Genomic DNA, 26622 nt, shown 5'->3' with positions numbered 1-26622 from the left:
GATTTACACCGGGAGGACCCCGTATGACAACCAAGTACACCGACGCGCCGCGCACGCGCGTCATGACACCGGCCGCGCTCAACAACGGCGTTCACGAAAACCATTCCATCGGACAGACCATGGCCATCGCGCCTAAAAAAGGTCTGTTCGATGATATTTCCATTCCCCAGATCATCGCCGGCGCCGCAGCTGCGGCCACAAGCGTGGCGCTTGCTTCAAAGATCGGCATTGCCGGCTCGGTGATTGGTGCCGCCGTGAGCTCGGTCATCACTGTTGTGTCCTCACAGGTTTACCGCCACTTTATCTCTGCCAGCGCCAAAGCCCTCAAAGGTACGCACGCCGACGTCGACTACCCCGCCGGCGCCTATGAGCCCGTTGAGCTTAATGCCGAGGAGCACCTGGGCGGCGCCGCGACTACGCAGGAGATGCGCCAGGTTGCTGGGCGCGCGACCACGGCGCGCGTTGCCCCCAACAGCTTGCGTGCCAAGGCGGCGGCAGAGCGCAGCCAGACGCAAAAGAAGGTCATCATCTTCTCGATCGCCATCGCCATCGTCGCGGTCATCGCCTGCGCCGGCGCCATCCTTATAACCACCGCCGGTGAGGGTCTGGGCGAGCGCCCCGAGCCAATCCTTTCGTCGCGCACGACCGAGAGCGATGCAAATGGCAACACCCAGTCGCAGGATCAGCAGGCACAGGCGGACGGCACGCAAGACAGTTCTACCTCTGCCGATTCGTCCTCGAACACCCAAAACCAATCGCAGGGCACAGATTCCTCTACGGCCAACAGTGGCACGCCGTCCGACACGACCGACTCAAGCCAAACAACTGACGGTTCACAGCCGAACACGGGAGGCCAGACGAGCGACACCACTTCGGGAACGGGTGCAGCAGACAGTAGCAACACCAACAGCTCGAGCGGAACCGCGTCCGGCACGGCATCTGACAGCTCGAGCCAAGGCACGGCATCGGGCAACTAAGCACATTTGCCTCTCATAGATAACCGACCTGTACAACGGGCGCGAATCGAAAGCGGTTCGCGCCCGTTTGCCTTGGGCGCCGCCATGGCGAACGCCATGCGATGGTAAGATGCTTTACATGTGTAAAGAGGAGATTTGCCATGAGCAAGACAATAGTTAGGCCCACGCTTTCGCTGGGCAACCACATCTATCTGTATCGCCTGCTGCGCGATGCGATTGGATGCGGCAAGCAAACGTTTATGACGCAGGTCGAAGAGGCTCTCGCCGCTGGCGACATGACTGCTTATGACCTGGGCTTCGAGTCCACGCGCGAGTTGCTCGAGGAACTCGACGACTGCATTAAGCTGACTGTCTTTAAGGGCGGTCGTCTGTATGCCACGGTCATCGCCAACGAGGCCTGGGATACCGCCCTTGCCAAGGGCGAGGACAAGCCCAAGGCTGCCAAGGGCGCCAAGCAGTCCTACAAAAAGAAGAAACGCGGTGAGAAGGACCTCAAGGCCGTGCGCCCCAAGCACGTTAAGCGTCCCGAGCCCGAGCCCGTGGCCGAAGTCGCTCCGGAACCCGAGCCCGAGACAGAGATCGAAGTCGCTATTGAGGTAACAGCAGAAGCCGAAACCGAAATCGCCGCCACGACCGATCCCGAAGTCATATCCGAGCAGGAAGCAACTGTGGAGCTCAACGAAGCGCCCAAGTCGACAACCGAAGAAGCCGCTGACCAACCCGAGACGCCTGCGTTCCAAAACAGCGATGTCTTTGGCAACGAGGCCAAGGACGATCGGCCCGAAGAACTCGCAGAACAGGACGCTACCGAGGCGGCATCGGAGCCCGAGGCACCGCAGCCCGCCATCTCGCTCACGGTCGTCTATGACCCCGAGAACGCCAATGCCGGCATCACCACCATGGCCTCCACACCGGTCGAGGCAAAGCCGTCTATCGAGGCGGAGGACGCCCCGCAAGCCGATGCCAAAACCGAGACTGAAGACACATCCGTCTCCGTGGAACCGACAGATTCCGCAGTTAAGCCGGAACCGGCGCCCGAGTCTGCACCCGTCATCGAGTCCGCATCCGCACCTGTCTATGACCAAATTCCCGCACCGGCACCGGCTTCGGTACCCGCAGCAGCACCGGCCCCCGCACCCACAGCACCGACCATCCCCGAGGACTTCCCCGTCGATTTCGCAACCGAGGTCTTCTGCCCCGGCCCGTTGCTACACCAGCTGTCGACCTATCTCCCCTACGGCGCCGACACGCTCGGCATCGTCGGCGAGTACTACTGGATCGCCCGCGAGCGCGGTACCATCGAGGCCGTGCGAAACCGCGCAAGCTTCCCCCTGCGCTACACGCAGGCCGGCGAGCGCCGCGAGGTTACCGTGCGCATCCGCCGCAACACCGCCGGCGGTCTCGGAGCCGCCTGGACCATCGATAAAGTCGAAGAATCCGAGCAGTAACGACAAACGGCTCAAATCCAATTCAGGATTTGAGCCGTTTTTATTTGTTGATGTTGCGTAACCAACAGCGAGCGGGCCGCAAGTGCCCCAGGTTGCCGTGAAAGAGGAGCGACGCGTACTTCGGTACGCGAGCGACGGCTTGAACGGCAAGATGGGGTGCTTGCGACCCGCGCAGCGTCGAGCAGTTACGCGGTTTGGAAAACCGCGTAACGATCTAGTCGCGCGTCAGCTTACGGTGGATACGATGCGGCTGGGCTGCGTCCTCGCCTAGGCGCTCGATGCGGTTGGCCTGATAGGCCTCGAAGTTGCCCTCGAACCAATACCAGTTGCCCGGGTTCTCGTCGGTGCCCTCCCACGCCAGAATGTGCGTGGCGACACGGTCCAGGAACATACGGTCGTGGCTAATGACCACCGAGCAGCCCGGGAACTCGAGCAGCGCCGCTTCGAGCGAGGACAGCGTCTCGACGTCGAGGTCGTTCGTGGGCTCGTCGAGGAGCAGCAGGTTGCCGCCCTGCTTGAGCGTAAGCGCCAGGTTCAGACGGTTGCGCTCGCCACCGGAGAGTACGCCGGCGCGCTTCTGCTGGTCCTGACCCTTAAAGCCAAAGCTCGCCACATAAGCACGGCTCGGAACCTCGGTCTCGCCGACCATCATGTGGTCCAGGCCGTCCGAGACGACCTCCCACAGGTTCTTATCGGGATCGATGCCAGAACGGTTCTGATCGACATAGGAGATCTTGACGGTCTCGCCCACCTCGAGCTCGCCCGAAGTCAGCGGCTCCAGGCCCACGATGGTCTTGAACAGCGTGGTCTTGCCCACACCGTTGGGGCCGATGACGCCCACAATGCCGTTGCGCGGCAGGGTGAAAGAAAGGTCGTCGATGAGCACGCGACCGTCGAATTCCTTGTGCAGGTGATGGGCCTCGAGCACCTTGTTGCCCAGACGCGGGCCCACGGGGATGCGGATGTCGGTCCAGTCGAGCTTCTGGCTTGCGCGGGCCTCGGCCTCCATCTCCTCGTAGCGAGCCAGACGGGCCTTGTTCTTTGCCTGGCGAGCCTTGGGCGAGCTGCGTACCCACTCGATCTCGGCCTCCATGCGCTTGGCGAGCTTGGCGTCGCGGTTGCCCTGCGCCTCGATACGGGCGGCCTTGGTCTCCAGATACGTGGAGTAGTTGCCCTTGTAGGGATAAAGGTGACCGCGGTCGACCTCGCAGATCCACTCGGCAACGTTATCCAGGAAGTAGCGATCGTGCGTGACGGCAAGCACCGCGCCCTGGTAGTTGTGCAGGAAGTGCTCGAGCCACAGGATCGACTCGGCGTCCAGGTGGTTCGTGGGCTCGTCGAGCAGCAGCAGATCGGGAGCCTCGAGCAGCAGCTTGCACAGGGCCACGCGGCGACGCTCGCCGCCAGAGAGCACGTTAACCGGCATGTCGGAATCGGGCAGCTGCAGGGCGTCCATGGCCTGGCCGAGCTTGGAATCGATATCCCAGCCGTCGGCGGCATCGATCTCGTCCTGGAGCTTGCCCATCTCGGCCATGAGGGCGTCCATGTCGCAGTCCGGGTCGCACATCTCCTCGCCGATCTTGTTGAAGCGATCGACCTTGGCGATCATGTCGCCAAACGCCATGCGCACGTTCTCGATAACGGTCTTGTCGTCATCGAGCGGCGGCTCCTGCTGCAGGATGCCCACGGTGTAGCCTGGAGTGAGCCTGGCATCGCCGTTGGAGACCTCCTCGATACCGGCCATGATCTTGAGCAGGGTCGACTTGCCCATACCGTTGGGTCCCACGACGCCGATCTTCGCACCGGGATAGAAGCTCAAGGTCACATCGTCAAGGATCACCTTGTCGCCATGAGCCTTGCGAGCCTGATACATCTGGTAGATAAACTCCGCCATTTGCCTGTTTTATCCTTTCTACCTGCTGTTTCCCTATTCTTGTTTCGCTTTAGTAGAAACGAAATGAGGAAACCAGCTCTGAAACTTAACGAAAAAGGGGCATGGTTGCCCACACCCCCTAATACTACCTGGGAAAAGTCCCCCGGAACATACTATGAACTGCGTACGCTAGTTTTCCGCAACCTTAACGAGCGGCTCGCTGCGATTTGCGCCACAACAGATACGAGTAGACGTAGACGGCTCCAACCGAACCAAACGCCAGAACCGCAATCACCGCGGCGACGACTTCACTCGAAAGCACGCTGCCTGCCACGCCCATCACAATCAGGCCAATACCCAGCACCATAAAGCAGGAGCCGCCAAAACGCTGCGTACGGCGCCAGTTCTCGGGATCGGCAAGCGCCCAGGGTGTCTTGATACCGAGCGTATAGTTCTGCTTCACACGCGGCAAGTAGTTGCCTACGCCGATGAACAGCAAACCGACAACACCGGAAATCAGCACGTTAACCGAACCGACCGCCGGCACCACGCCCCAGACCGTAAGCTCTCCCAGCCAGCTTATGGCGCACATGAACAAGGTGAAGGCGATTACGAAGCCCTGGTAGAACTTGCCCGAGGTTCGATATGCCTCACCTTTGGGGTCGATGCGCGGCACCACGCAGAACATTGCGAGAAGCGCCAGAGGCAGCACGCCGAGCGCGGAGGCCATCCAGCTAGGACCCCAACCGTCGACGGCGCCGTTCGCGCCCCAGTGCGTGGGAATCTGCGCAGGCAAGCTCGGCATCACCATGAGGTGCGCTACGACATTGGCGACGCACAGAGCGACCAGCGCAATCCACACGCGCGACGATACCCCCGTGGGGTGAATGCCCTTGTTTTCGTTATTCATCCTTATCACCTTCCGTGTTTGTAAAGCCCATAAACCAGCCAATCAAATCCTGCATGACGGTGGTGTTTAAGCTGTATACGATGTTTTGGCCATGGCGCTCGTCGGTCACCAACCCGGCGTTTTTGAGCGTCGCCAAGTGATGACTCAGCGACGGCTTACTGATATCGAAATGCTCGGCAAGCTCCCCCGCCGTGCAATTGCCCTCGCGCAGCAACTCCAAAATGCGCCGTCGCGTTGGATCGGCAAGCGCCTTAAAACCCTCTCCCGGCATAAGACCCCCTCTCATCATCTCTCATGACGCGCACACTATACTCAATATTTAGATGTTTGTCTAACTATCTAATCTTACACTCAAAAAAAATAGCCGCCCCCGCGTAATGCGAAGACGGCCACTTCTCACGCTACAAACGTGTTTTGGAGTTGGCCAACCCGCTGCAACGGGTGCCATCTGCTTCAATCTTATGCGAACCCCGACCCCATTTCAACAAGCCCAAGGGCTCAAATGGAATCGCGATAACACCTATAATGGCAATAGCTAAAACACGATTCGCTTCCCCATCGGAGGATGTCTATGACCGAAACCGCTGCCGCTCTCGTCGAGACACGCGACACCAAGCTCGAGATCATCATGGGCCGCGAGGCACTCGATAAGCTCGCCGATGCTACGGTGCTGGTGCTCGGCTGCGGAGGCGTGGGCTCCAACTGCTGCGAGGCACTCGCCCGCGGCGGCATCGGTCATTTCGTCATTCTGGACAAGGACATCATCGCGCCCAGCAATATCAATCGCCAAGCCATCGCCTTTCACAGCACCGTCGGCAAGCGCAAGGTTGACGTGATGGAAGCCATGATCCACGATATCAATCCTGCCGCCACCGTCATCAAGCGCACTGAATACCTGCTGAGCGACAACATCGACGAGTTCTTTTCGAGCGTTTTGGAGCAGACGGACGGCAAGCTCGACTACGTCGTCGACGCCATCGACACCATCTCGGCCAAGCTCACCATTGCCAAATATGCTCAGGACCACGACATTCGTTTGGTTAGCTCCATGGGCGGGGCCAACAAGCTCCATCCCGAGTGTCTCCGCTTTGCCGATATTTTCGATACGGTACGTGACCCCATGAGCCGCATTATGCGCAAAGAATGTAAGAAGCGCGGAATCAAGAGCCTACATGTACTGTTTAGCTGCGAGGAATCGGTTAAGACACAGCCCCGCGACCCTTCCAACATCCACGAGCGCACCGAGCTGGGAACTGCCAGTTTTATGCCGCCCATCATGGGACAGATGATCGCCGGCGAGGTTATCCGCCAGGTCAGCGGGCGCGGGTGCGAGCATGTGCGCGCCGACGGCCAGCGCCTAGATTAACGAGACGCGCAGCAATGGCACCGCAGTTATTTGACGCGCACTGTCACCTTGATTTAATGGCTCACCCGGACGCCGTTGCCGACGAGGCGACGGCACTGGGCATGGGTCTCTTTGACTGCGGCGTCGATCCGCGCGACTTTGCGCGCGCCAAGAAGCGCGCTTGCAACCGTTCAAATATCTTTGCCGGCATCGGCCTCCACCCCTGGTGGCTCGCCGACGGGCGATGCGGAACCGCCGAAATCAATCTGCTTTGCGAGGTCGCTGCGCAAGAGCGCTTAATTGGCGAGGTAGGACTCGACTTTTCCGCGCGCTTTGCCGGAAGCGAACCGCTTCAAATACAGGCGCTTGACCGTCTCTGCGATGCACTCGTGCAGCACCCTCTCGCCGGGCGCGTGATATCAATTCACGCTGTTCGTTCGGCAGGAACCGTACTGGACGCCCTTGAGTCATATGGATTACTCACCCCAAGCCCCAACTCCCCCGCCATCATCTTCCACTGGTTTAGCGGCACCTCGAACGAGTTCGTCCGCGCGCGAAACGCAGGCTGCTATTTTTCCGTGAACGAGCGGATGCTCGCTACCAAACGCGGTCGCGAATACGCCCGACAGATCCCACTCGACCGCCTGCTACTCGAAACCGACGCTCCAGCCGAAGCGCAAGCAGATATAAACGCACGGCAGCTCATCACATCGCTAAAAAGCGTCTCCCGGCACATCGCCGAACTTAAAAACTGCGCCGCGGAGGGCGTCGAATCGATCGTTTTGGCAAATTCGCGCTCCATATTTGACTTCCAATGACCCCGGTGGGCAAAAAACACCAAATATGAGTACTGTTGCAATGCTAGTAGCATTATTTTGCGACAAATGAACGCCTAGATAATGCACAGCCGTTCATTATCTAGGCGTTTTAGCATGGCTAAAGCCGTTTAAAACAGGCTTTTATCGCTCCCAGGCACTCAGCTAGGGCCTCAAAGGCTTGATTTTGCTGTTACTAAAATAGTTACAGTACTCATATTTGGCATTTTTTGCCCACAGGGTCCCGGGAAGACAACAATTCGACTTCCCGGGACCGCTCAACTATTCAAAAATCGGCGCTCCGTGGCCCCAAGAGCCTTCCATGCCGCACACGGTCGAGGCAAACCCGGCAGCAAAGTCGAGCGCGCGCTCGATGGCCTCGGCGCCATCCTCACCACGCTTGGCGGAATCGAGATAGCACATCAAAAACGAGGTGAGGAACGAGTCACCCGCACCCATGGTGTCCTTCATATCCGTTACCGGTTTAGCCAGTTGGCGGTAATAACGCTCGCCATCGTAGGCAATGCAGCCCTCAGCGCCAGCCGTTGCCGATACAAAACGCGGACCTAGGCTCTTCACCCATGCCAGACGCTCGCGAATCTCGTCCTCGCTCGCGGCGTCTGCCGCACTAAAGAAAGCAAAGTCGACGTACGGAGCGATCTGCTCGTAGTACTCATCGGTCGAATCATCCGAGAAGTCAAACGAAACGGTAATACCCGACGCCTTCAGCTTAGGCAGCTCACGCTCGGTAAAGCAGTAGTTACCCGAATGGACCACATCGAACTGCTTCATATATGCCAGATCAAAACGATCGAGCACATAGCGCGCATCACCACGGATGCCGCCCTCGTTAGATCCCAGAAACACGCGGTCACCATCGACCACGGTAACACGAGCCGCGCCGTTCTCGCCGATGAGTTGTTTACATTTGGCGAGCTCGACGCCCTCGTCCTCAAGGCTCGCGATGACATGCTCGGCCGCGGCGTCGTTTCCAAAGATACCCACATACGCGGAGCGCGCAGCCCCGCACTTCTTGGCATACACGGCAAAGTTCACCGCATTGCCACCCGGATACATAGTGTGGATATGCTCGTAGCGATCGACGACGTTATCGCCAAACCCAAGAGCGCTAACGTTAAATGTCATAGCACCGCTCCCCTCTCGTCCTAACGAGATCGCTGTAATGGCTGCCGTGCCACCCTGGCCCTACGCGAGTTCCAGCAAATCCGGCAGCTGGTCGATAATCTTGTCCGCGGCATCCTGGCTAAAGCCAAAGCGCTCCTCGCGCTTGGCAATGACTGTCAGGCCGGCTCGCTTGCCGGCAGTGATGCCAGGCACCGAATCCTCAACGCAGCAGCAGCGATTCGCGGGCAGCCCCAGCAGGTCCAGCGCATGCAGGTAGATGTCGGGCTCGGGCTTGCTCTCCTTAAACTGTTCGCCGCTCACCACATACTCAAAGGCATCTGATAGCCCACACGCATTGAGCACTTCCTCGATGCTATCCATGGGAGACGAGCTGGCAAGCGCCACGCGAACGCCGCGGCGCGGCAGCTCTCGAATCGTATCCACGGCGCCTGGGTTAATCAAAGCCTGATAGTCGCGCGGACGTTTATGCGCCCACTCATCCCAACGGGCCAACGCTTCCTCGCCAGTGAAATGCCCCTTACCGGCACGCTCAAACCAATCGACCAGCATGCGGAGAAAGAACTGATGCGAGGTACCGACCTGCCCGTTCAGCTCCTCTTGGGTTAGGTTCAACCCAAGCTCCTTGGCAAACGCGGCAGTCTCGCCCAGGTAGTAATACTCGGTATCGACAATGACGCCGTCCATGTCAAAGATAACGGCGTCGAACGGAAATGCGGACACGGCACCCTCCCTAACAAAAGGGCGCCTGTACGCAGGCGCCCGAACTATGCATTATCGGCGATTCTAGCCCAGCAGCTTATCCAGCGCCACCGCGATACCGTCTTCGTTGTTATTGGCGGTCACCATCTGGGCAACTGCCTTAACCTCATCGACGGCGTTGCCCATGGCTACACCTGTGCCGGCCCACTCAATCATGGACTTGTCGTTCTGGCCGTCGCCAAACGATACGACCTCACTGGCATCGATGCCGAGCTTGGGCAGGGCACCCTCGAGCGCACGGGCCTTGTCGATACCGGGCGCCGTGTACTCAAAGTACCAGTCGGCCGTAAACATGCCCGAAAGCGTCTGCTTAAAGGGCGCATACATCTCCTCGTAATGCGCCTGCAGGTAGGCTGGATCGCCCGCCGTCAGTAGCTTGTCCACGGAACAAGCGTCCACGACCTCATGCAAGCTCTCGACCTCACGGATCTTAAGGTCGCACGCATCGCGCTCATACTTGACGATATTCTTCTGCGAACCGTCCGGCAGCGTGATCATGCAGCGATACGAGTCCACGACGTGCAGGTCCCGACCGAGCGAGATCATGGGAATCACGTCGAAATTGCGCAGATGATCAATCAGACGGTGCAGCTCGTCAGCCGGCATGGCCTGGTCAAAAAGAACCTCATCGGTCTGAGCGTCGACCACATGTGCGCCATTAAAGGCAACTAGCAGACCGTCATGGTTTTGAAGGTCGAGCTCCTGCGCCAAGGCGTGCAGCCCCCATGCGGGACGACCCGAAGCCAAGATGAGCTTAATGCCCGACTCCTGCGCCGCGAGCAGCTTCTCGCGCGTACGCGGGCTGATGACCTTTTGGTCGTTGGTGAGCGTACCGTCGATATCCATTGCGATGGCTTTGATTGCCATATATGCCTCCTTGCATCGTTTTTATCGCGCACTATCTTATCCGAGCCGGGGCACGTTCGCACAGCGCGCGCATGACGGTTGCAAAACCACCCCATTTGAAACAAAGGCAAAAAAGTACTTGCAAAGACGCGTTCCGACATATAAGTTGATAAAAGACCGCCGTTGCGGTTTTAAGTAGATCGAGCATATGAAGTTTGAGTTTTAGCGTGTAAGAGAAGGAAGATCGGCAAAGTACAACCCCAAACGCAATGACAACTTAATGAGGTAACTGCCACATGTGAGGCACCCAGGGCATTGCTGTCTCGATTTTGAGCACGATGCCTTCCGCCTTGCATGGGCCGTTCCATCCCGCCCCTGCAGCAACTGCCTCACGGGCTCATTGAAAACCGCATAGCACCCCAACGTCAGCACATCACCCACGGCAAGCACATCACTCACGGCAACCAACACATCAACAAACAGCACGAACATCAACCGATTGGAGAAGCTATGACAAACCACCACGCTGAAGACGGCGATAAGAAAAGCATTCTGGATGCCCGCATTGAGCGAGCATATGCAAACGAATATGACGCCGCCTTTGCCGCCGCGACCATCAAGAACTACGCGTCGCTACCGCTCGCGACGATCTTGGCCGACCACCCTCAACTGCTGAAGCGCTGCACAAAGATCATGGGCGACCCCGACATTCGCAAGCTGACAGACCCCTATGCCCCAAAACGCGACAACGATTCGTACGTTCTTACCGTAGGCTGCCTAGCCCATATGCTTACGGCGCTCGACACGAAACTCAAGCTCGAATGGGAACCCGACGAGCGTCATGAACTCGAAAGCAAGCGGAACACCCTGCGCACTGCACTGTTCCTTCCGTTGGACGGCCTCAAGCGCTGCAACGTCGAGCTCAATACACAGGCGCGGCAAAAGCCCGGGACCACGGGGAAGAATCCAAGACCCCATGCGGCCATCGTCGACCGCAACCGATATAACCGCATGACCGCGCATTTTTCCGCCGAGGGAGCAGCCATAAGGACGCTGATCGACCTGCTGTGCCTCCTGAGCATCAACGAGCTATTTGAGGGCTATCTCGCCCTTGTTCCCGCGACGGCACCCAAGTCGGTAGCAAAGATCATCGAGACCTGCAGACGCCAGTTTGAGCGCCATCGCAATGGCAGCGAGATGAACGCCAGCATCGCGCAGTACTACGCGGCTCATTACAAAAATGACGGATGTGCCCCTGTCGAGCATCAGCTGCGGCTCGCCTACACCACGCCCGCCGCAACGCTCTATCGCTTTGGAGCCCTTGGCGCTTGCGAGCCGCACGAACAGGCAGCCTGCCCCACAACCGAGCTCGATCTCAGGCTCGGACGAATCCTGTAGCCCGCCAGCCCCTCCGCGGGCAACAATCCTATTCCACAACACAACCAACAGAAAGGAGTCCTCATGGACACCAATCATTCCCCCATCATCAGCCCCCTCACCATGCGTGAATCCGCCCGAGGTATCACGCTCACCAGCATTTACGATGAGATGCTCGCCCGTCGCGAGCTCTCCGTCATGGGAGACATCGAAACCCCGATGGCCCACGACCTATGCCAGCAGATCCGCCTGCTCGATGCCACCGACCCCAGCCGCCCCATCACCATATTTGTCGCCAGCGCCGGCGGAAGCGTGCGAGCGGGTCTTGCGATCTATGACGCCATGCGCCTCGCATCGTGCCCCATCCGCACCGTCTGCCTGGAATTCGCCGCGTCCATGGGCGCCGTGATCTTTATGGGCGGCGACGATCGCCGTATGGCGCCCCATGCAGAGCTCATGATTCACGACCCGCTGATCCCCCAGGGGGCAGGCGGCTCGGCACTTGCGCTGCAGGAAACCAGCCGGCGTCTCATGCAGACCCGCAAGACCCTCACGCAAATCCTCTCGGACCGCAGCGGCCTCACGCCCAAGCGCATCCAGTCCCTCACTGCAAAAGACACCTACCTTTCGGCCGAGCGCGCCGTCGAGCTCGGCTTTGCCCACGAAATCCTCTCGACCACCAAGGAGGTCGCCCATGTCTAACCTCGCCAGCCGCGTCGCCGCATCTGGGTCCGCATCGTCCACCATCCTCGCCAAGGATCGAACGCTTTCCTGCGACACCCGCCAAACGGGACTCAATAACAACGCACTTGTGATCGGCCCCTCGGGAGCCGGCAAGACCCGAAACGTCCTCAAGCCCAACCTGCTGCAAATGAACGCAAGCTACATCGTGCTCGACACCAAAGGCACGCTCTGTCGCGAAGTGGGACCCGTGCTGGCAGCCCACGGTTACCGCGTGCAATGCCTCAACTTCGCCGACCTCAACACCGTCCCGGCCCTTGCGCCCGGTATCGAGCGCTGCGGCTACAACCCCCTGAGGCACATTCGCCGCAAGGCGGACGGCAGGCCCAACCAGCAGGACATCCTCTCGGTGGCAAAGGCCATCTGCCCCATCGAGGACAACAACCAGCCTTTTTGGGATCATGCGGCGGCAAACCTGCTGTCGTGTCTTATTGCCTACGCCACCGAACAGCTACCCGCCGACGAGCAGACGATCAGCTCGGTCATCAAGCTGATCGAGCACCTGCAGGACGGCGCCACGGGTCGATTGTTTGACGACCTGATCACGACCGACCCCCAAAGCTATGCCCTCTCGCTATGGCGGCGCTACGCCATTACGCAAAATGCCGAGCGCATGCACGCGAGCATCGTCGGCATCCTTGCCGAAAAGGTCATGTGTCTGGGATTCGACGGTGCGGCACAGCTCTATCGTGAGTGCCATCAGGTGGACTTCGCTTCCATGGGACACACCCCCCGCGCCCTGTTTGTAACCGTGAGCGATATTGACCGCAATCTCGATCCGCTGACCGGCCTCTTTATTTCGCAGGCGTTTATGGGCCTCATTCGTGAGGCCGATAGGCAGCCCGACGGCAGCCTGCCCGTACCCGTGCGCTTTATGCTCGATGACTTCGCAAATCTGCAGATCCCCCAGATCGACAACGTGCTCTCGATTATCCGAAGCCGCAACATCTGGGCAACGCTGCTGCTGCAGTCGACCAACCAGCTCGATGCGCTCTATGGCGAGGCACGCGCACGCTCCATCATGGGCAACTGCGACACGCATCTGGTGCTGGCGTTCCAAGACCCCGAGAGCGCCCGAGTGTTTTCCGACCGAGCCGACGCATTGCCCAGCACGCTTATGGCGACGCCGATCGATCGCTCATGGCTCTTTGTGCGCGGTCGCGCCCCCGAGCAGGTCGAACGCTTTAGGCTCGAAGACCATCCGCTGTACGGGGAACTGCCCGAAGCGCAGCGAGACACCACCCGGGTCGAATTCGCCCATTAACAACGCCGTGCAGTCCGCCACGCTCGACCACAAACAGCAAGGGCCCGCATCCCAACGGATACGGGCCCTTGTCAGCTATGCGTTACTTATCGCAGCGAATCCTACTTGCGATGAGCGCGGTAGAACTCGATGAGCGCCTGGGTCGAAGCGTCCTGCTCGGCCTTGGCGGCGTCGTCATGGAAGGCCGGGGTGATCTGCTTGGCAAGCTGCTTGCCCAGCTCGACGCCCCACTGGTCGTAGGAGTCGATGCCCCAGACCGTGCCCTCGACAAACGTGATGTGCTCGTACAGGGCGATGAGCTCGCCGAGTGCGAACGGGGTCAGCGTGTCGCCAAAGATCGAGGTCGTCGGACGGTTACCCTCAAAGCAGCGGGCCGGGACGATCTGCTCGGGCGTGCCCTCGGCACGGACCTCGTCGGCCGTCTTACCAAAGGCAAGCGCCTTGGTCTGGGCCAGGAAGTTGCCCAGGAACAGCTCGTGCACGTCCTGGCCGCCGTCGGTTGCGGGGTTGGCAGTGTTGGCGAAAGCGATAAAGTCGGCCGGGACCACCACGGTGCCCTGGTGCAGCAGCTGGTAGAAGGCGTGCTGACCGTTGGTACCGGGCTCGCCCCAGAAGATCTCACCGGTATCGGAGGTCACAGCGCTGCCGTCCCAGCGGACGTGCTTGCCGTTGGACTCCATGGTGAGCTGCTGCAGGTAGGCCGGGAAACGGTGCAGGTACTGGCAGTACGGCAGCACGGCATGGCTCTTGGAACCGAAGAAGTTGACGTACCAGACGTTGAACAGGCCCATCAGCGCGACGGCATTGTTCTCGAGCGGCGTGTTGCAGAAGTACTCGTCGATAGCGTGGAAGCCCTCGAGGAACTGCTGGAAGCGCTCGGGGCCGAGCACAACGATCAGCGACAGACCCACGGCGGAGTCGACAGAATAGCGACCGCCGACCCAGTTCCAGAAACCAAAGGCGTTGGCAGGGTCGATGCCGAAGGCCTCGACCTTGTCGAGAGCGGTGGAAACGGCAACGAAGTGCTTAGCCACGGCCTCGGCGTTCTGCTCATCGGAGCCGTCGATGGCGCCCTGAGCCTTGAGCTGCTCGAGCATCCAGGTCTTGACCTCGCGAGCGTTGGTGAGGGTCTCGAGCGTGGTGAAGGTCTTAGAGACGATGATCACGAGCGTGGTCTCGGGATCCAAACCTTTGAGCTTCTCGGCCTGGTCGTTGGGGTCGATGTTGGAGATATAGCGGCAGTCGATACCGGCGTCGGCATAGGGACGCAGAGCCTCGTAAGCCATGACCGGGCCCAGATCGGAGCCGCCGATGCCGATGGACACCAGGTGCTCGATCTTCTTGCCGGTAACGCCCTTCCACTCACCGGAGCGCACGCGCTCGGCGAAGGCATACATGCGATCGAGGACCTCGTGCACGTCGGCGACGACATCCTGGCCGTCAACGATGAGCTGGCCCTTCTCGCTTGCCGGACGGCGCAGCGCGGTGTGCAGGACGGCGCGGTCCTCGGTGGTGTTGATGTGCTCGCCGGAGAACATGGCGTCGCGGCGCTCCTCGAGCTTCACCTCGCGGGCAAGATCGCACAGCAGCTTGACGGTCTCATCGGTCACCAGGTTCTTGGACAGATCGAAGTGAAGGTCGCCGGCGTCAAAGCTCAGCTTGTTCACGCGGTCGGCGTCAGCGGCGAACCAGGCCTTGAGGTCGATGCCCTCGGCCTCGAGCTTCTCCTGATGGGCCTCGAGCGCCTTCCAAGCGGCGGTCGACGTAGCGTCGATGGGTGCGGCAACAGTTGCCATAGAGTCCTCCTCAGCATACGAGCGCACGCCTCCATGCGCCCGGACATTCAGATGCCACTATTCTAGCGCAGGTCAAGACTATAATCAGCGAGCGTTGCCAATCGGCCCCCAAACGGCAACCGACCAAAAAGGGACAGGTTTATTTTGGCAGGTCAAACGCTTTACCAATCAAAAATAACCTAACCCTTTATGCCAAATATTAGGCCGCGGCGCACACGCTGCCGAGCAACTCACGCAGAGGAGACCCAATGCCCTCCAGCAGTTCGGGCGCGATGATGGCGAAAACGGGAACCTCGCCGGCACCCACAACGGCGGGCACTTTTCCCTCGGAGACGATGCATCCGTAGGGAACAAAACCGTCTTCGCCGACATCGAGCGCTGCCATGCGACGCGCGAGTTCGCGTGCAAAGCCAGCAGTATCGGCATCGCCAATCGCCAAGACAAAGTCCACGCCTTCGTCGGTCGCCAGGGCCACGGCTTCGTCGATCAGCTCGTCTCCCCCGTCGCCCTCAACCGAGCCGCAACGAAACAGCACGCGCTCGAGCAGAGCTCGATCAAGCGAGCCGAGTGCCGCCGAAACAAGCTCATCACGCGTATGTTTGTCACCGCCCAGCACGACCAACGCCTTGGTACCGCCGTAGTGAGCGACTAATCGCCCGCACCAGCGAGCCACGTCTCCATCCGCAACAAGGCGCGTCGGCATACCAAACCCGTAGTTGACCATCGTTTCCACAACCCTTCCGTGCATGTAGGTGGTACCGATCATTAGGCCCATGCTACGAAGCGAGCTTTTCCGAGCTGTTTCGCGCTCTTTAGGGCTGCGTTAAAAACCCGATGCAACCGCACGACCATACTTGCCAAAAAGAGACAGATTTTGACGGTGTCCGTGCAAGCGGGTATTATCGAACAGGTATTCGATAAGAACATGTGTTTGATGAAAGGACACGGATGGCGCACGAGCAGCACACCTATATCTGCATCGACCTCAAGACGTTTTATGCCAGCGTCGAGTGCGTCGACCGTGGGCTCGATCCGCTCACCACCAACCTGGTCGTTGCCGACGAATCGCGCGGGCGCACGACCATCTGCCTCGCCATCACACAGGCTATGAAGGACTTAGGGATTCACAACCGCTGCCGCCTATTTGAGATTCCCGATGGCATCGACTACATCACGGCCGTACCGCGCATGCAGCATTACATGGAGGTGTCGGCGAAAATCTACGGTATCTATCTGGAATACGTCAGCCCCCAGGACGTGCACGTCTACTCCATCGATGAGTGCTTTATCGACGTGACGCCCTATCTGGACCTCTATCACACAGATGCGGAAGGGTTCGCCTGCACGCTGCGCGACGAGGTCCTCGCGCGCACCGGCATCACGGCGACGGTCGGCATCGGCCCCAACCTATTCCAGGCCAAGGTAGCGCTCGACATTACCGCCAAGCACGCACCCAACCGCATCGGCATACTCGACGACGAGACCTTTCGCAAGGAGATCTGGCCCCATCGTCCCATCACCGATGTCTGGGGCATCGGTCCCGGCGTGGCAGCCCGCCTCGAGAAATACGGCGTCTACGATCTGATGGGCGTCGCGGCGCTCGACGAAAACCTGCTTTACGACGAGCTCGGCGTCAATGCCGAATATCTCATCGACCATGCCTTCGGGCGCGAGCCGACAACCATCGCCGATATCCAAGCTTATCGCCCGCAAGCGACCTCGACCACCACGGGGCAGGTGCTCTCGAAGGGCTATGCCTACGAGCAGGCCTACACCGTCTTGCGCGAAATGGTCGATGCCGCCGTGCTGGATTTGATCGACAAGCACGTGGTGTGCGACAGCATCTCGCTCTTTGTGGGCTATGCAAGCGAGCGCGCCGACATACGCCGGCTCAACGCCAGCGGCACGGCGCAGTATATAGACGGCTGCGGGCACTTGCGCTCGAGCACATCGAGCATCGAACCCACCGCAACCGCCGGCCCCGAGCTCGCGCCCCGTGCTCCCAAGCCCGTCCAGCGCGATGACGAAAGGCGTCGTCTGGTGCGCGAAGCGCAGGCAATCGATGGCATCTTTGTGGGCGAACACGGCGGCAAACCGCGTGGTGGCTATGCCGCGCTCTTTGCGCACTCCAACGCCTCGCGCAAGCTGCCCGAGCGCACTAATTCGTTTAAGAAGATCATGGGGTATTTCGATGACCTTTGGGCACAAACGGTCGATCCCAAACGACCGGTCAAGCGCATCAACCTGGAATTTGGCAACCTCATGCCCGAGGAATTTGCCACCATCGATCTGTTCAGCGATATCGAGGCCGATAAGCGCGAGCGCGACCTGGCGCGCGCCGTCCTGGCCGTGAAAGGCAAGTACGGCAAGAACGCGCTCGTCAAGGGATTAAGCTTTACCGCCGGCGCCACCGCGCGCGAACGCAACGACCAAGTTGGAGGACATCGTGCCTAAACCCAAGCAGCAGCCCGTGCGCCCGCCGACCGCCTTCGAGCGCTTGGCGGACCCCGAGGGTAGACGCCGCGCCGCCGACCCCAACCTCACTGCCAACGGTGCCGTGCGCGCCAACCGCGCCGCACAGTTTATGCCCTTTGCCGCCCTCACGGGATACTACGAACTCGTGCGCAAGCAGGAAATCACCGTCGAGCCAAAACGTGAGCTCACGGAAGAAAAAGCCCTCGTGCTTTCTAAAAAGCTCGAGGGCCTCAAACGTGGCGACTTGATTCGTGTCACCTATTACGATACATACGGCTATCGCAGCCGCACCGGCATCCTCGACGAGGCGCTCCCCGCCTTCAAGCTCCTCAAACTCAAAGACATCGCCATCGACTTCGACGACATCCAAGACATCGAACTGCGCGGACGAGCCTAGCCAAGGAAGCGCATCCAGGGCGGCGCCTACAGCGTCATGACGTAGTAGCCCGCGTCTTTCACGGCCGTCTCGAGGACATCACGATCAACCGGCTGCTTAGAGCGCACGCGTGCCGTGTGGTCCGCATACGTCACCGTTGCCCACACGCCATCCAGCGCATTGAGAGCATTGGCTACGTTCTGAGCGCAGCCGTCACAGCTCATGCCGCCGATGAGCAGCTCATCGCTATAGGGATAGTGTGACGCATCGGTATCCACCACAACAACCTTTTTGGCCTTCTTGCCGCTCGTACCATCGCTGCAGCAACTCTTCCCGTGTGTCGAAGCGGCAATGCGACGCAGTCCAAAAAACATGCCGACGGCAATGACGGCCAGCACGATGAGATTCGCAGGGTTGAGCAAGTCACTCATGCGCTCCCCTTTCAAGTAGCACTATCTAGATACCCCCATGGGGTGTCCCCATCTTAACCCAAAATCATGTCTGTTCGGTCAATTAGTTTCCCTCTTCAAACTTTTTTGTTGACCATGGCTTACTTTCGTGTATAAGTTTTCCTAGGCTAACAGTTTAGATCCGTAAGGAGCGCCGTGACTCGAACCATAGACATCCCAACGTTTCAGGCAGCAGTCGTGCGCAACTGCTCTCCCACGCTCGCGGGCATCAAGCCGGCATCGCTCTTTACCTATCCAGGCACCTACGCCCACGGGGACGGCTCGACCACAACCGAAACCATCGCAGAACGCCGAGCACGCCTGCTCAACGTTATCGCCCAGTGCAATCGCGAGCTTGACCCGCTCGGCATCCACCTGAGTGTTTTGGTCTGGCGGCCCTGCGGAGCGCTCGTGTACGCGTACCGAGCCAAAAGCCTCACCACCTATTTCGCAGACCCTCGCGCCCAAACGGCGCTCACCTCGGAAGGCTACGACACGAGAGACCTTTCGACATGCCTTGTGCATTTGGCATCACGCATCACGCTCGCGAGCAATAACGTCGCGGAATGCGCCTGCAGCCAGACTCGATGCGCACTACCCCAGCAAGCTAGCTGCAGCAAAGACTGTACCTGCGAGTTTCCGCACGAAATAGGCTACTTCCTTGGATATCCCTACGAAGACGTGCACGAGTTTATCGTCCAGCGCGGCGAGAACTACAAGGTCTTTGGGGCCTGGAAGGTCTACGCAAATGTCGAGCAGGCGCTTGCGACGTTTGATGCCTACCGTGCCTGCACCCAATACTTCACTTTTATCTATCAGCAGGGCTGCAGCCTGGCGCAACTTGCCCAGGCAACCCGATAGAACGTACAAGCCGCGGCAAGCGCCGCACGACCGAAAGGACAAAACATGAGCAAGATCGCCGTCATCTACTGGAGCGGCACGGGCAATACCGAGGCCATGGCAAACCTTGTCGCCGAAGGCGCCACGTCCGCGGGGGCCGAGACTGAGGTCATCCCCTGCGCCGACTTCTCTGCCGACAAGGCCGCCGAATATGATGCCTTCGCCTTCGGCTGCCCCGCCATGGGCTCCGAGGAGCTTGAGTATGACGAGTTTCAGCCTATGTGGGACGAGGTCAAGGAGACCCTCGGCGACAAGAAGGTCGTCCTCTTTGGCTCCTATTCGTGGGCCGAGGGCGAGTGGATGGACAACTGGAAGGCCGACGCCGACGAGGCCGGCGTCAACGTCGTGGACTCCGCCATTTGCTACGACGCGCCCGACGACGAGGGCGAGACCGCTTGCAAGGCCCTCGGAGCCGAGCTCGCGTAACGAAACCAGGCCTCCAAGAGAGCCTGCATCACAGGCATCCCCATCCCTACAAAAGAGCGGGGCTGGATTCAAGTCCAGCCCCGCTCTTTTGTAACGGAAGTTACATCAACCGGCTACGAGATATTGCCCAAGAACGCCTTGGTGCGCTCGCTCTTGGGGTGGTCGAAGACCTCGCTCGGCGTACCCTCTTCCACAATGACGCCGCCGTCCATAAAGACGACGCGGTCGGCGACATCGCGGGCAAAGCCCATCTCGTGCGTCACCACGATCATGGTCATGCCTTCGCGCGCCAAGTCGCGCATGACGCCCAGGACGTCGCGCACGAGCTCGGGGTCGAGCGCCGAGGTGGCCTCGTCAAAGAGCATGACGTGCGGGTTCATCGACAGGGCGCGGGCGATGGCAACGCGCTGCTGCTGGCCGCCCGAGAGCTGGCTCGGCATAAAGTCGATACGCTCGGCAAGACCGACCTTGGTCAGCTCCTCGACGGCAATCTTCTCGGCCTCTTCCTTGCTGCGCTTGAGCACCTTCTGCTGCGCAAGCATGACGTTCTTTTTGACTGACAGGTGCGGGAACAAATTGAACTGCTGGAACACCATACCCAGATGCGTGCGCACCTTGTTAAGGTCGACACCCTTGGCGCACACGTCCACGCCCTCAACGACAATAGAGCCACTCGTGGGATGCTCCAGACGGTTGATGCAGCGAAGCATCGTCGACTTGCCCGAGCCCGAGGGGCCCAAGACCACAACGACCTCGCCCTTGTGCACATCCAGATCGATATCGCGCAGGACCACGTTGTCGCCAAAGGCCTTCTGGAGGTTCTTGATACTGACAACGACCTCGTTCGAGTTATTGGTTTCGCTCATGATAGGACCTCCTTACAGACCGGCGATGTGATCGGCGGGCGTCGCGACAACCTGTCCAGCGCTCTTGGCGGGACGCTTCTTCTTGGTTTCGGCCGTACCCAAAAGCCTCGCCTCAAGACCGCTCACCAAGCGCGCAAGCGGCAGGGTAATGACCAGATAGAACAGGGCGGCAACCACATACGGCGTAATGGAGCCCGTCGTGGCCACGATGGTGCGGGCGTTCATGACGATCTCGACCACGCCCACGGCCGCAAGCAGCGACGTATCCTTGTAAAGCAGGATAAACTCGCTGGTCAGCGTAGGCAGGACATTGCGGAACGTCTGCGGAATCATAACGTAGAGCAGCGTCTGGAAGGCATTCATGCCCAGCGAGCGAGCAGCCTCGTTTTGACCCTTGGGGATCGATTGAATACCGGCACGGAAAATCTCGCACAGGTACGCAGACGAGTTCATGGCCATGACGATAACGCCCAGGACATAGTCGTCCACCTTGACGCCGGCAAGCGGCAGACCAAAGAATGCAATATAGATCTGCAGGAACGCCGGCGTACCGCGGATGACATTCACGTAGATGCCGGCAAGGCAACGCAGGATGCGCGATTTGGATATGCGCATGAGCGACAGGACAAAGCCAAAGGGGATCGCCAGCGGAAACGCCACAAGCACAATCGAGAGCGACATAAGGAAGCCCTTGAAGACGATCGGCAGGCTTTGGACCAAAATGACCGGGTTCAAGAACAAGCGCAGGAACATATTGGAGTTCCAGGCCTCGACCCACGGCTGCTCCTTAAGATCGGCCAGGAAGTTATCGAAAGCCGTCACGCCCTTAATCTCGACGGAAGGAATCTTAGAAATCTTCTTGGTCGAACCGTCGGCGAGCGTATAGGTGCCGCTAAAGGCCTCTTCGCCGCCCTCGACGGGAAACGTCACGCCGTAAACCTCGACACGGAAAAAGCCGCCGGCAGGCGCCGTCTCGCCAAAGTCGATCTTGAGCGTCTGGCCGTCAGCCTTGCACGTGGGCTTCATGGGCGTACGATCCATGAGGTCCTCGCCCGAGAGCATCGTCAATCGCGTGTCATCGGTGTCAAACGTCGTACCGTCAACAAACGTCAGCGAAAGACCGCTCAGCTCCTCGTCGGCATCGGCCTGAACTTCCCAGGTAACGCGCGTCTCGGTGCCGCCGACCACAGCGCTGCCCGAACCGGTGTTGGGTCGGGCGGTAATCTTTGCGGTCTCAAGCGCCTGGGCGGTCGTGGGCGCATATGCCCCCGCGCACACCAGCGCGAGCGCCACGGCCATGACGCAGGCTAGCTTTTGGAGCAAGGCGGGCAGTGAAAAACGCTGTTCCGCGGCCCCTTTGTTCAGTCGAGACAAGGTGGCTCCTATCGTAGAAGTTGCCGGCAAAAAGAGACGGAAACGCTCTCCGTCAAGAGAAGCGCAAAGGCCCTCTCCGCAAAACGGAAAGGGCCCGCGCGCAATCAAGTAGCTATTTTACTTGATATTGTACTTAGCCATGAGGGCGTCGACGGTACCGTCGTCGGTCAGGTCCTTGATGGCCTGATTGATGTCGTCCTTGAGCTTGGTATTGCCCTGGTTGATGGCGATGGCGTACTCCTCGCCGGTGCTGATCTGCTTGATGGTCTGGCAGGTGTTGAACTGCTCGGCGGTCAGCTGGCTGGCAACGGAGCGGTTGGTAACTACAGCGTCGCCCTTATCGGACTGCAGGGCGCTGAAGCACTCGGTGGCGTCCTTGTAGGGGACGATCTTGGCCTTGGGGAAGTTCTCCTGGGCAAAGGCCTCGGCGGTCGAGCCAGACTGGACGATGATGGTAGCGTCGGCGTTGTTGAGCTTCTCGCTGTAGTTGTCGGCCGTGATGTCGGTGTTATCGACCTTGGTCACGATAGCCTGATCGTCCATGTAGTAGGAATCGGAGAAAGTGACTTCCTTCTCACGCTCGGGCGTGTCGGTGATAGCCGCGATGGAGACGTCATACTTGGCGCCCGAAGCGACGCCCGGAACCAGCGTGTCAAAGTCATTGTTGACATACTCGACATCCAGGCCCAGCTTGTCGCCGATAGCCTTGATGAGCTCAAGGTCAAAGCCCTGATAATCGCCGTTGTCATCCTTGTACTCAAACGGCGCGTACTCGGCAGAGGTGCCGACGGTCAGCGTACCGTCCTTGACGAGCGCGTACTCCTTGGAGCCGTCGACCTTCTCGACCTTAGCGTCGTCAGAGCTGCTGGAACCGGCATCAGAACCAGAGGTGGCGTTGGACGAGCCGCAGCCCGTCAGAGCAAGGGCGAGCGCCATAGCACCCGTGGCGGCAAATGCGCCGAGCTTCTTCAGCTTCATAATCAGTCTCCTTCCGGTGACCTCGTTTGATTCAGAGGTCTGCAAAAACTGTTGGCTATTATGCACCCGGAATTACGAATCTGCAATGAGAAAACTGATTGAAACAAACCCATAACGTGAATGGAAGACTCTACTTTGTGACAGTCATTACTGCTGCAATGACCTTAATAGTTTGATTTCAGCTGCATAACCTGCAAGTTCGTTCGGTGTCTCCAAAATGAACGGCAATGCGCGCAAACGGCCATTCGATACAATATTCTGCATAACCTGCATACCGCCACCAAATTCCTCGCTGCCAAGGTATCCCTTGCCGATGCACTCGTGACGATCTTTATGGGCGCCACAAGGGTTCTTCGAATCGTTGATATGTACGGCATGCAAGCGATCGATACCCACCACGCGGTCGAACTCGTCGAGTACGCCGTCCAGATCATGGATGATGTCGTAGCCGGCATCGCTCACATGGCAGGTGTCCAAACAAACGCCCAGCTTATCGGACAGCTCTGGGCGCTTGGCGGCAACGCCCTCGATAATGCACGCCAGTTCTTCAAAGCTACGGCCCACCTCGGTGCCCTTGCCTGCCATGGTCTCGAGTAATACCGTCGTCTGCTGCCCCTCAAACATCACCTGGCACAGCGTGTCGACAATCATCTGAATGCCGACGTCGGAGCCCTGTCCCACATGCGCACCGGGATGGAAGTTGTAGTAGTTGCCGGGCAGTGCTTCCAGACGCTGCAAGTCCTCGGCCATTGCCTCCAAGGCAAACTCGCGCGCCCGCTCTTTGGCAGAACAGGGGTTGTAGGTATACGGGGCATGCGCCACCAGCGGTCCAAAGTCGTTTTGTGCCATAAGCTCGCGCAGAGCCGCCACGTCATCCATGTCAAGTTCTTTTGCCTTGCCACCGCGCGGGTTGCGCGTAAAGAACGCAAAGGTATTGGCACCAATGGACAACGCCGTCTCCCCCATTGCCCGATAGCCCTTCGTTGTCGAAAGATGGCACCCGATCGTCAGCATCTCCAGCTCCCCCTCATCAGTTGCGGTGAAATACGGTCTATTGGTGCCTTATTTTGGCGCAAACAGACCGTATTCCACCGCAAGATATAAAAGGGGCATCAGGGGCACGGTCCGCCGAGCCCCCTTGAGCACCAGTACCGCAGCCTAGAGCGTCAAGCGAATCGCATCGATGATCTGCGCACAGCGCTGCGTGGCGGCAAGAGGCATGACGGGACTCTCGAGTTTCCCCGCCCGGATGAGCTGGGTCGCATGCGAAGCTTCGCCGTAGAAATCATCGACCTCAAACGGGGCATTTATTTCGAGCATTCGTCCGTCGGAATACTTCACATGAGCGAGCTCGGGGCGATGGAGACGCTCGATTTCCAACGAGCCCCGCTCACAGGCAATCGTTAAGCGGCTTTCATATGCTGCTTTGCCGTCGCACACCATATGAATAGGTATACCGCCGACACTCATATGGATCTCATCGGCCCAATCCACGCGGCCGCCCGATACGTCACGCCAGCGAACTTCACGAGACGAAACATCGCACGCACCCGCAAGCAGATCCTCAAACCACCCGACCGCATAGCAGCCCATGTCATATAGACAACCACCCTGCAACGGATCGAGCAGATAACTCGAAGGGGGCTCACCATAATCGAGTTTTTGCACGCTTTCGATCGAGACGATACAGCCGAGCTCGCCCGACGCAAGCAAACCCTTCACGCGAGTGCGCATCGGGCAAAACCGATTCTTCATCGCCTCCATAAACAGCACGCCGTGCTCGCGAGAGGCGGAGGCAATCGAGAGAGCCTCTTCCTCACTCAAAACGGCCGGCTTTTCGCACAGCACGGCCTTTCCGGCGCGCAGCGCGCGACAGGCCCAACGCGTATGCATGCCATGCGGAAGAGCCAAGTAGATCGCGTCGACATCGGGGTCGGCAATCAGCGCGTCATAAGCCGCATCGCCGCTATCGTCAGCCGTGGCATAACTGTGCGCGGCTTCAATCGAAAACGCCCTGCAAAACTCCTCAACATGCGAAGGGGTGCGACCGGCGGCAGCCACAAGCCGTGCCCCGTCCACCTCCTTGAGCGACGATGCAAATCGATGCGAAATGTGCCCAGCGCCCAAAACGCCCCAACGAACCTCGCGCAAATCATCATATGAATCCCGATGGCCCACGACAGCCCCCTTCAGTTGCGGTGAAATAGTTCCTGTTTAAGCCCCATTCTGCCGCAAACAGGAACTATTCCACCGCAAGTTATAAAAGGGTCATGAGGAGCGTGTTTTGCCGAAGACTTTAAGCATGGCCGTTACGGGGCCCGGCTGGAAGCGTCGGCGCACGTCATCGAGACGCTCGGGGATATCGATATGCTGCGGGCAGTGGCGCGCGCATTTGCCGCACTTGACGCAATTGCTCACCAGCTTGGGCTCGCTCGTGCGCACCGCACTCGCCGTAAAGTATTGCGACAGCCCCGTAAACCAGCTGTGCGCATAGCTCGCGTTGTAGGCAGCAAAGCAGCCGGGAATGTTGATACCCTTGGGACATGGCATGCAGTAGCCACATCCCGTGCAGGGCGCACGGTTCGATTTTTCAAACTCCATCAGCACGTGCGCGATGGTATCGAGCTGAGTAGCTGTCATCGAATCCGGCAGGGCCCGATCGGCCAACACCGCGTTCTCATCCACCTGCGCGGTATCGGTCATACCCGAAAGCAGCATCGTCACCTGAGGATGATTCCACACCCACGAAAGCCCCCAAGCGGCAGGAGTGCGCAAATGCGGGTCACGAGCACCATCGAGCACGGCGCGGGCCCGCGGCGGCAGCTTGCCTGCCAGACGCCCGCCCAGCAGCGGCTCCATCACAAACACCGCGAGCCCGCGCTCCGCAGCCGCCATGAGTCCTGCCGTTCCCGCTTGGTAACGCTCGCCGGCATAGTTGTACTGTATCTGGCAAAAATCCCAGTCATATGCGTCAAGCATCGTCAGAAAATCAGCCGCGCTGCCGTGGTACGAAAAACCAATCTGGCGAATGCGCCCCGCCGCCTTTTGACGCGCGATCCAGTCCTCGATACCCAATGCCACCACGCGCTCCCACTGAGCGGGCGAAGTGATGTTGTGCATAAGGTAATAGTCGATATGGTCGGTCCGCAGGCGACGCAGTTGCTCGTCGAAGAACCGGTCGAAATCCTCCGCGCACTTGCACGAAGCGTGCGGCAACTTGGTCGCCAGCAACACCCGGTCGCGCAGCCCCAAGCGCTCAAGTGAGGCGCCCACGCACGCCTCGTTACCGGGATAGAGATACGCAGTATCCAGATAATTAATCCCCTGCTCCACCGCACGGGAAATGATGGCATCGGCGGTCTTCGCATCGGGGTGTCCCGGCGAACCGGGAAACCTCATGCAGCCCAGACCCAGAGCAGATATTCGGTTACCACTTTTGGGGTCAACGCGGTATTGCACGGCCCCTCCCTTCGCCATCAGC

26 protein-coding genes are annotated in these 26622 nt (G+C 59.4%); 11 read left to right on the top strand and 15 right to left on the bottom strand.

The genetic code is table 11. The annotated features are described in order from the left end of the window. The first annotated feature begins 23 nt into the window (after positions 1 to 23). Both CSV91_RS01245 and CSV91_RS01240 read left to right on the top strand, forming a co-directional pair. A complete protein-coding gene (locus CSV91_RS01245; protein ID WP_099431488.1) occupies positions 24 to 977 on the top strand; it encodes a hypothetical protein in 954 nt (317 codons plus the stop codon). Between the two features lie 140 nt (positions 978 to 1117). Next, positions 1118 to 2425, top strand: a complete 1308-nt coding sequence (locus tag CSV91_RS01240) for a hypothetical protein (RefSeq protein ID WP_099431487.1) — start codon at positions 1118 to 1120, stop codon at positions 2423 to 2425. A gap of 214 nt (positions 2426 to 2639) precedes the next feature. Here CSV91_RS01240 and ettA read toward each other — a convergent pair whose 3' ends face one another. The 3 genes from ettA to CSV91_RS01225 all read right to left on the bottom strand — a co-directional run bounded on the left by ettA (position 2640) and on the right by CSV91_RS01225 (position 5479). Next, entirely contained in the window at positions 2640 to 4319 is a 1680-nt protein-coding gene (gene ettA / locus CSV91_RS01235) for an energy-dependent translational throttle protein EttA (RefSeq protein WP_099431486.1), read from the bottom strand. Between the two features lie 184 nt (positions 4320 to 4503). After that, positions 4504 to 5208 carry an SdpI family protein gene (locus CSV91_RS01230; RefSeq protein ID WP_099431485.1) on the bottom strand — a complete coding sequence of 235 codons (705 nt, stop codon included), beginning with the start codon at positions 5206 to 5208 and terminating at the stop codon, positions 4504 to 4506. Then, positions 5201 to 5479, bottom strand: a complete 279-nt coding sequence (locus tag CSV91_RS01225) for an autorepressor SdpR family transcription factor (RefSeq protein ID WP_022094448.1) — start codon at positions 5477 to 5479, stop codon at positions 5201 to 5203. Before CSV91_RS01225 ends, CSV91_RS01230 begins: the two co-directional genes overlap by 8 nt. A 300-nt stretch (positions 5480 to 5779) precedes the next feature. Here CSV91_RS01225 and CSV91_RS01220 point away from each other — a divergent pair, with 300 nt between their 5' ends. Next, positions 5780 to 6574 carry a tRNA threonylcarbamoyladenosine dehydratase gene (locus CSV91_RS01220; RefSeq protein WP_099431484.1) on the top strand — a complete coding sequence of 265 codons (795 nt, stop codon included), beginning with the start codon at positions 5780 to 5782 and terminating at the stop codon, positions 6572 to 6574. Positions 6575 to 6588: 14 nt separating this feature from the next. Continuing rightward, complete coding sequence (locus CSV91_RS01215; RefSeq protein WP_099431483.1) at positions 6589 to 7371, top strand: TatD family hydrolase; 783 nt, start codon at positions 6589 to 6591, stop codon at positions 7369 to 7371. Positions 7372 to 7650: 279 nt separating this feature from the next. Here CSV91_RS01215 and CSV91_RS01210 read toward each other — a convergent pair whose 3' ends face one another. The 3 genes from CSV91_RS01210 to CSV91_RS01200 all read right to left on the bottom strand — a co-directional run bounded on the left by CSV91_RS01210 (position 7651) and on the right by CSV91_RS01200 (position 10140). Next, entirely contained in the window at positions 7651 to 8514 is an 864-nt protein-coding gene (locus tag CSV91_RS01210; RefSeq protein ID WP_099431482.1) for a PfkB family carbohydrate kinase, read from the bottom strand. A 60-nt stretch (positions 8515 to 8574) separates the two neighbouring features. Further along, positions 8575 to 9234 carry an HAD family hydrolase gene (locus CSV91_RS01205; protein WP_269148488.1) on the bottom strand — a complete coding sequence of 220 codons (660 nt, stop codon included), beginning with the start codon at positions 9232 to 9234 and terminating at the stop codon, positions 8575 to 8577. Between the two features lie 63 nt (positions 9235 to 9297). Beyond that, positions 9298 to 10140 carry a Cof-type HAD-IIB family hydrolase gene (locus CSV91_RS01200; protein WP_099431480.1) on the bottom strand — a complete coding sequence of 281 codons (843 nt, stop codon included), beginning with the start codon at positions 10138 to 10140 and terminating at the stop codon, positions 9298 to 9300. 333 nt (positions 10141 to 10473) lie between these two features. Between CSV91_RS01200 and CSV91_RS01195 the strand changes: the two genes are divergently transcribed. The 3 genes from CSV91_RS01195 to CSV91_RS01185 all read left to right on the top strand — a co-directional run bounded on the left by CSV91_RS01195 (position 10474) and on the right by CSV91_RS01185 (position 13501). Continuing rightward, positions 10474 to 11517: a hypothetical protein gene (locus CSV91_RS01195; protein WP_147579360.1), complete on the top strand. Its 1044-nt coding sequence runs from the start codon at positions 10474 to 10476 to the stop codon at positions 11515 to 11517. A 63-nt stretch (positions 11518 to 11580) separates the two neighbouring features. Beyond that, positions 11581 to 12198, top strand: a complete 618-nt coding sequence (locus tag CSV91_RS01190) for an ATP-dependent Clp protease proteolytic subunit (protein ID WP_099431478.1) — start codon at positions 11581 to 11583, stop codon at positions 12196 to 12198. Continuing rightward, positions 12191 to 13501 carry a type IV secretory system conjugative DNA transfer family protein gene (locus CSV91_RS01185; protein ID WP_099431477.1) on the top strand — a complete coding sequence of 437 codons (1311 nt, stop codon included), beginning with the start codon at positions 12191 to 12193 and terminating at the stop codon, positions 13499 to 13501. The genes CSV91_RS01190 and CSV91_RS01185 overlap by 8 nt, the downstream gene beginning before the upstream one ends. A gap of 101 nt (positions 13502 to 13602) precedes the next feature. Here CSV91_RS01185 and pgi read toward each other — a convergent pair whose 3' ends face one another. Together pgi and CSV91_RS01175 are read right to left on the bottom strand one after the other, a co-directional pair. Further along, positions 13603 to 15297 (bottom strand): glucose-6-phosphate isomerase, encoded by a 1695-nt coding sequence (pgi, locus tag CSV91_RS01180; RefSeq protein WP_099431476.1) that lies wholly within the window; start codon positions 15295 to 15297, stop codon positions 13603 to 13605. Between the two features lie 199 nt (positions 15298 to 15496). Beyond that, positions 15497 to 16021: an iron-containing alcohol dehydrogenase gene (locus CSV91_RS01175; RefSeq protein ID WP_099431475.1), complete on the bottom strand. Its 525-nt coding sequence runs from the start codon at positions 16019 to 16021 to the stop codon at positions 15497 to 15499. A 224-nt stretch (positions 16022 to 16245) separates the two neighbouring features. On the opposite strand from CSV91_RS01175, the gene CSV91_RS01170 reads away from it, so the two are divergent. After that, positions 16246 to 17751 carry a Y-family DNA polymerase gene (locus tag CSV91_RS01170; protein WP_099431474.1) on the top strand — a complete coding sequence of 502 codons (1506 nt, stop codon included), beginning with the start codon at positions 16246 to 16248 and terminating at the stop codon, positions 17749 to 17751. Continuing rightward, on the top strand, positions 17744 to 18169 hold the full coding sequence (locus CSV91_RS01165; protein ID WP_232049527.1) for a hypothetical protein: 426 nt from the start codon (positions 17744 to 17746) through the stop codon (positions 18167 to 18169). Before CSV91_RS01170 ends, CSV91_RS01165 begins: the two co-directional genes overlap by 8 nt. Positions 18170 to 18195: 26 nt before the next feature. On the opposite strand, the gene CSV91_RS01160 is transcribed toward CSV91_RS01165, so the two are convergent. Then, positions 18196 to 18579, bottom strand: a complete 384-nt coding sequence (locus CSV91_RS01160) for a heavy-metal-associated domain-containing protein (RefSeq protein WP_099431473.1) — start codon at positions 18577 to 18579, stop codon at positions 18196 to 18198. 174 nt (positions 18580 to 18753) lie between these two features. Here CSV91_RS01160 and CSV91_RS01155 point away from each other — a divergent pair, with 174 nt between their 5' ends. After that, positions 18754 to 19458: a DUF3793 family protein gene (locus CSV91_RS01155; RefSeq protein WP_099431472.1), complete on the top strand. Its 705-nt coding sequence runs from the start codon at positions 18754 to 18756 to the stop codon at positions 19456 to 19458. 45 nt (positions 19459 to 19503) lie between these two features. Continuing rightward, positions 19504 to 19923 (top strand): flavodoxin, encoded by a 420-nt coding sequence (locus CSV91_RS01150; protein WP_099431471.1) that lies wholly within the window; start codon positions 19504 to 19506, stop codon positions 19921 to 19923. Between the two features lie 113 nt (positions 19924 to 20036). Here the strand turns inward: CSV91_RS01150 and CSV91_RS01145 are convergent, their stop codons facing one another. The 6 genes from CSV91_RS01145 to CSV91_RS01120 form a co-directional block, all read right to left on the bottom strand. Next, the gene (locus CSV91_RS01145; RefSeq protein ID WP_099431470.1) at positions 20037 to 20789 is read right to left on the bottom strand and encodes an amino acid ABC transporter ATP-binding protein; all 753 of its coding nucleotides are present in this window, start codon (positions 20787 to 20789) and stop codon (positions 20037 to 20039) included. A gap of 12 nt (positions 20790 to 20801) precedes the next feature. Next, entirely contained in the window at positions 20802 to 22163 is a 1362-nt protein-coding gene (locus tag CSV91_RS01140) for an ABC transporter permease subunit (protein ID WP_232049526.1), read from the bottom strand. Between the two features lie 117 nt (positions 22164 to 22280). Beyond that, positions 22281 to 23141 carry an ABC transporter substrate-binding protein gene (locus CSV91_RS01135; protein ID WP_099431468.1) on the bottom strand — a complete coding sequence of 287 codons (861 nt, stop codon included), beginning with the start codon at positions 23139 to 23141 and terminating at the stop codon, positions 22281 to 22283. Between the two features lie 147 nt (positions 23142 to 23288). Further along, complete coding sequence (locus CSV91_RS01130) at positions 23289 to 24155, bottom strand: deoxyribonuclease IV (protein WP_099431467.1); 867 nt, start codon at positions 24153 to 24155, stop codon at positions 23289 to 23291. 144 nt (positions 24156 to 24299) lie between these two features. Then, positions 24300 to 25319: a Gfo/Idh/MocA family protein gene (locus CSV91_RS01125; RefSeq protein ID WP_232049525.1), complete on the bottom strand. Its 1020-nt coding sequence runs from the start codon at positions 25317 to 25319 to the stop codon at positions 24300 to 24302. A gap of 90 nt (positions 25320 to 25409) precedes the next feature. Next, positions 25410 to 26600 carry an aldo/keto reductase gene (locus CSV91_RS01120; protein ID WP_099431466.1) on the bottom strand — a complete coding sequence of 397 codons (1191 nt, stop codon included), beginning with the start codon at positions 26598 to 26600 and terminating at the stop codon, positions 25410 to 25412. Between the last annotated feature and the right edge of the window lie 22 nt (positions 26601 to 26622).

Source organism: Collinsella aerofaciens (assembly GCF_002736145.1).
Taxonomy (GTDB): Bacteria; Actinomycetota; Coriobacteriia; order Coriobacteriales; family Coriobacteriaceae; genus Collinsella; species Collinsella aerofaciens_A.
Note: the sequence above shows the minus strand (reverse complement) of the source record. Positions and strands in the feature narration are given on the sequence as shown.

Bases quoted from the DNA above. Each gene is read 5' to 3' on its own strand.
- CSV91_RS01245 (WP_099431488.1), top strand. From the start codon at position 24: ATGACAACCAAGTACACCGACGCGCCGCGCACGCGCGTCATGACACCG.
- CSV91_RS01225 (WP_022094448.1), bottom strand. From the start codon at position 5,479: ATGCCGGGAGAGGGTTTTAAGGCGCTTGCCGATCCAACGCGACGGCGC.
- CSV91_RS01230 (WP_099431485.1), bottom strand. From the start codon at position 5,208: ATGAATAACGAAAACAAGGGCATTCACCCCACGGGGGTATCGTCGCGC.
- CSV91_RS01170 (WP_099431474.1), top strand. From the start codon at position 16,246: ATGGCGCACGAGCAGCACACCTATATCTGCATCGACCTCAAGACGTTT.
- pgi (WP_099431476.1), bottom strand. From the start codon at position 15,297: ATGGCAACTGTTGCCGCACCCATCGACGCTACGTCGACCGCCGCTTGG.
- CSV91_RS01215 (WP_099431483.1), top strand. From the start codon at position 6,589: ATGGCACCGCAGTTATTTGACGCGCACTGTCACCTTGATTTAATGGCT.
- CSV91_RS01185 (WP_099431477.1), top strand. From the start codon at position 12,191: ATGTCTAACCTCGCCAGCCGCGTCGCCGCATCTGGGTCCGCATCGTCC.
- CSV91_RS01195 (WP_147579360.1), top strand. From the start codon at position 10,474: ATGGGCCGTTCCATCCCGCCCCTGCAGCAACTGCCTCACGGGCTCATT.
- CSV91_RS01145 (WP_099431470.1), bottom strand. From the start codon at position 20,789: ATGAGCGAAACCAATAACTCGAACGAGGTCGTTGTCAGTATCAAGAAC.
- CSV91_RS01175 (WP_099431475.1), bottom strand. From the start codon at position 16,021: ATGGTCAACTACGGGTTTGGTATGCCGACGCGCCTTGTTGCGGATGGA.
- CSV91_RS01200 (WP_099431480.1), bottom strand. From the start codon at position 10,140: ATGGCAATCAAAGCCATCGCAATGGATATCGACGGTACGCTCACCAAC.
- CSV91_RS01160 (WP_099431473.1), bottom strand. From the start codon at position 18,579: ATGAGTGACTTGCTCAACCCTGCGAATCTCATCGTGCTGGCCGTCATT.
- CSV91_RS01240 (WP_099431487.1), top strand. From the start codon at position 1,118: ATGAGCAAGACAATAGTTAGGCCCACGCTTTCGCTGGGCAACCACATC.
- CSV91_RS01150 (WP_099431471.1), top strand. From the start codon at position 19,504: ATGAGCAAGATCGCCGTCATCTACTGGAGCGGCACGGGCAATACCGAG.
- CSV91_RS01190 (WP_099431478.1), top strand. From the start codon at position 11,581: ATGGACACCAATCATTCCCCCATCATCAGCCCCCTCACCATGCGTGAA.
- CSV91_RS01130 (WP_099431467.1), bottom strand. From the start codon at position 24,155: ATGCTGACGATCGGGTGCCATCTTTCGACAACGAAGGGCTATCGGGCA.
- ettA (WP_099431486.1), bottom strand. From the start codon at position 4,319: ATGGCGGAGTTTATCTACCAGATGTATCAGGCTCGCAAGGCTCATGGC.
- CSV91_RS01210 (WP_099431482.1), bottom strand. From the start codon at position 8,514: ATGACATTTAACGTTAGCGCTCTTGGGTTTGGCGATAACGTCGTCGAT.
- CSV91_RS01135 (WP_099431468.1), bottom strand. From the start codon at position 23,141: ATGAAGCTGAAGAAGCTCGGCGCATTTGCCGCCACGGGTGCTATGGCG.
- CSV91_RS01220 (WP_099431484.1), top strand. From the start codon at position 5,780: ATGACCGAAACCGCTGCCGCTCTCGTCGAGACACGCGACACCAAGCTC.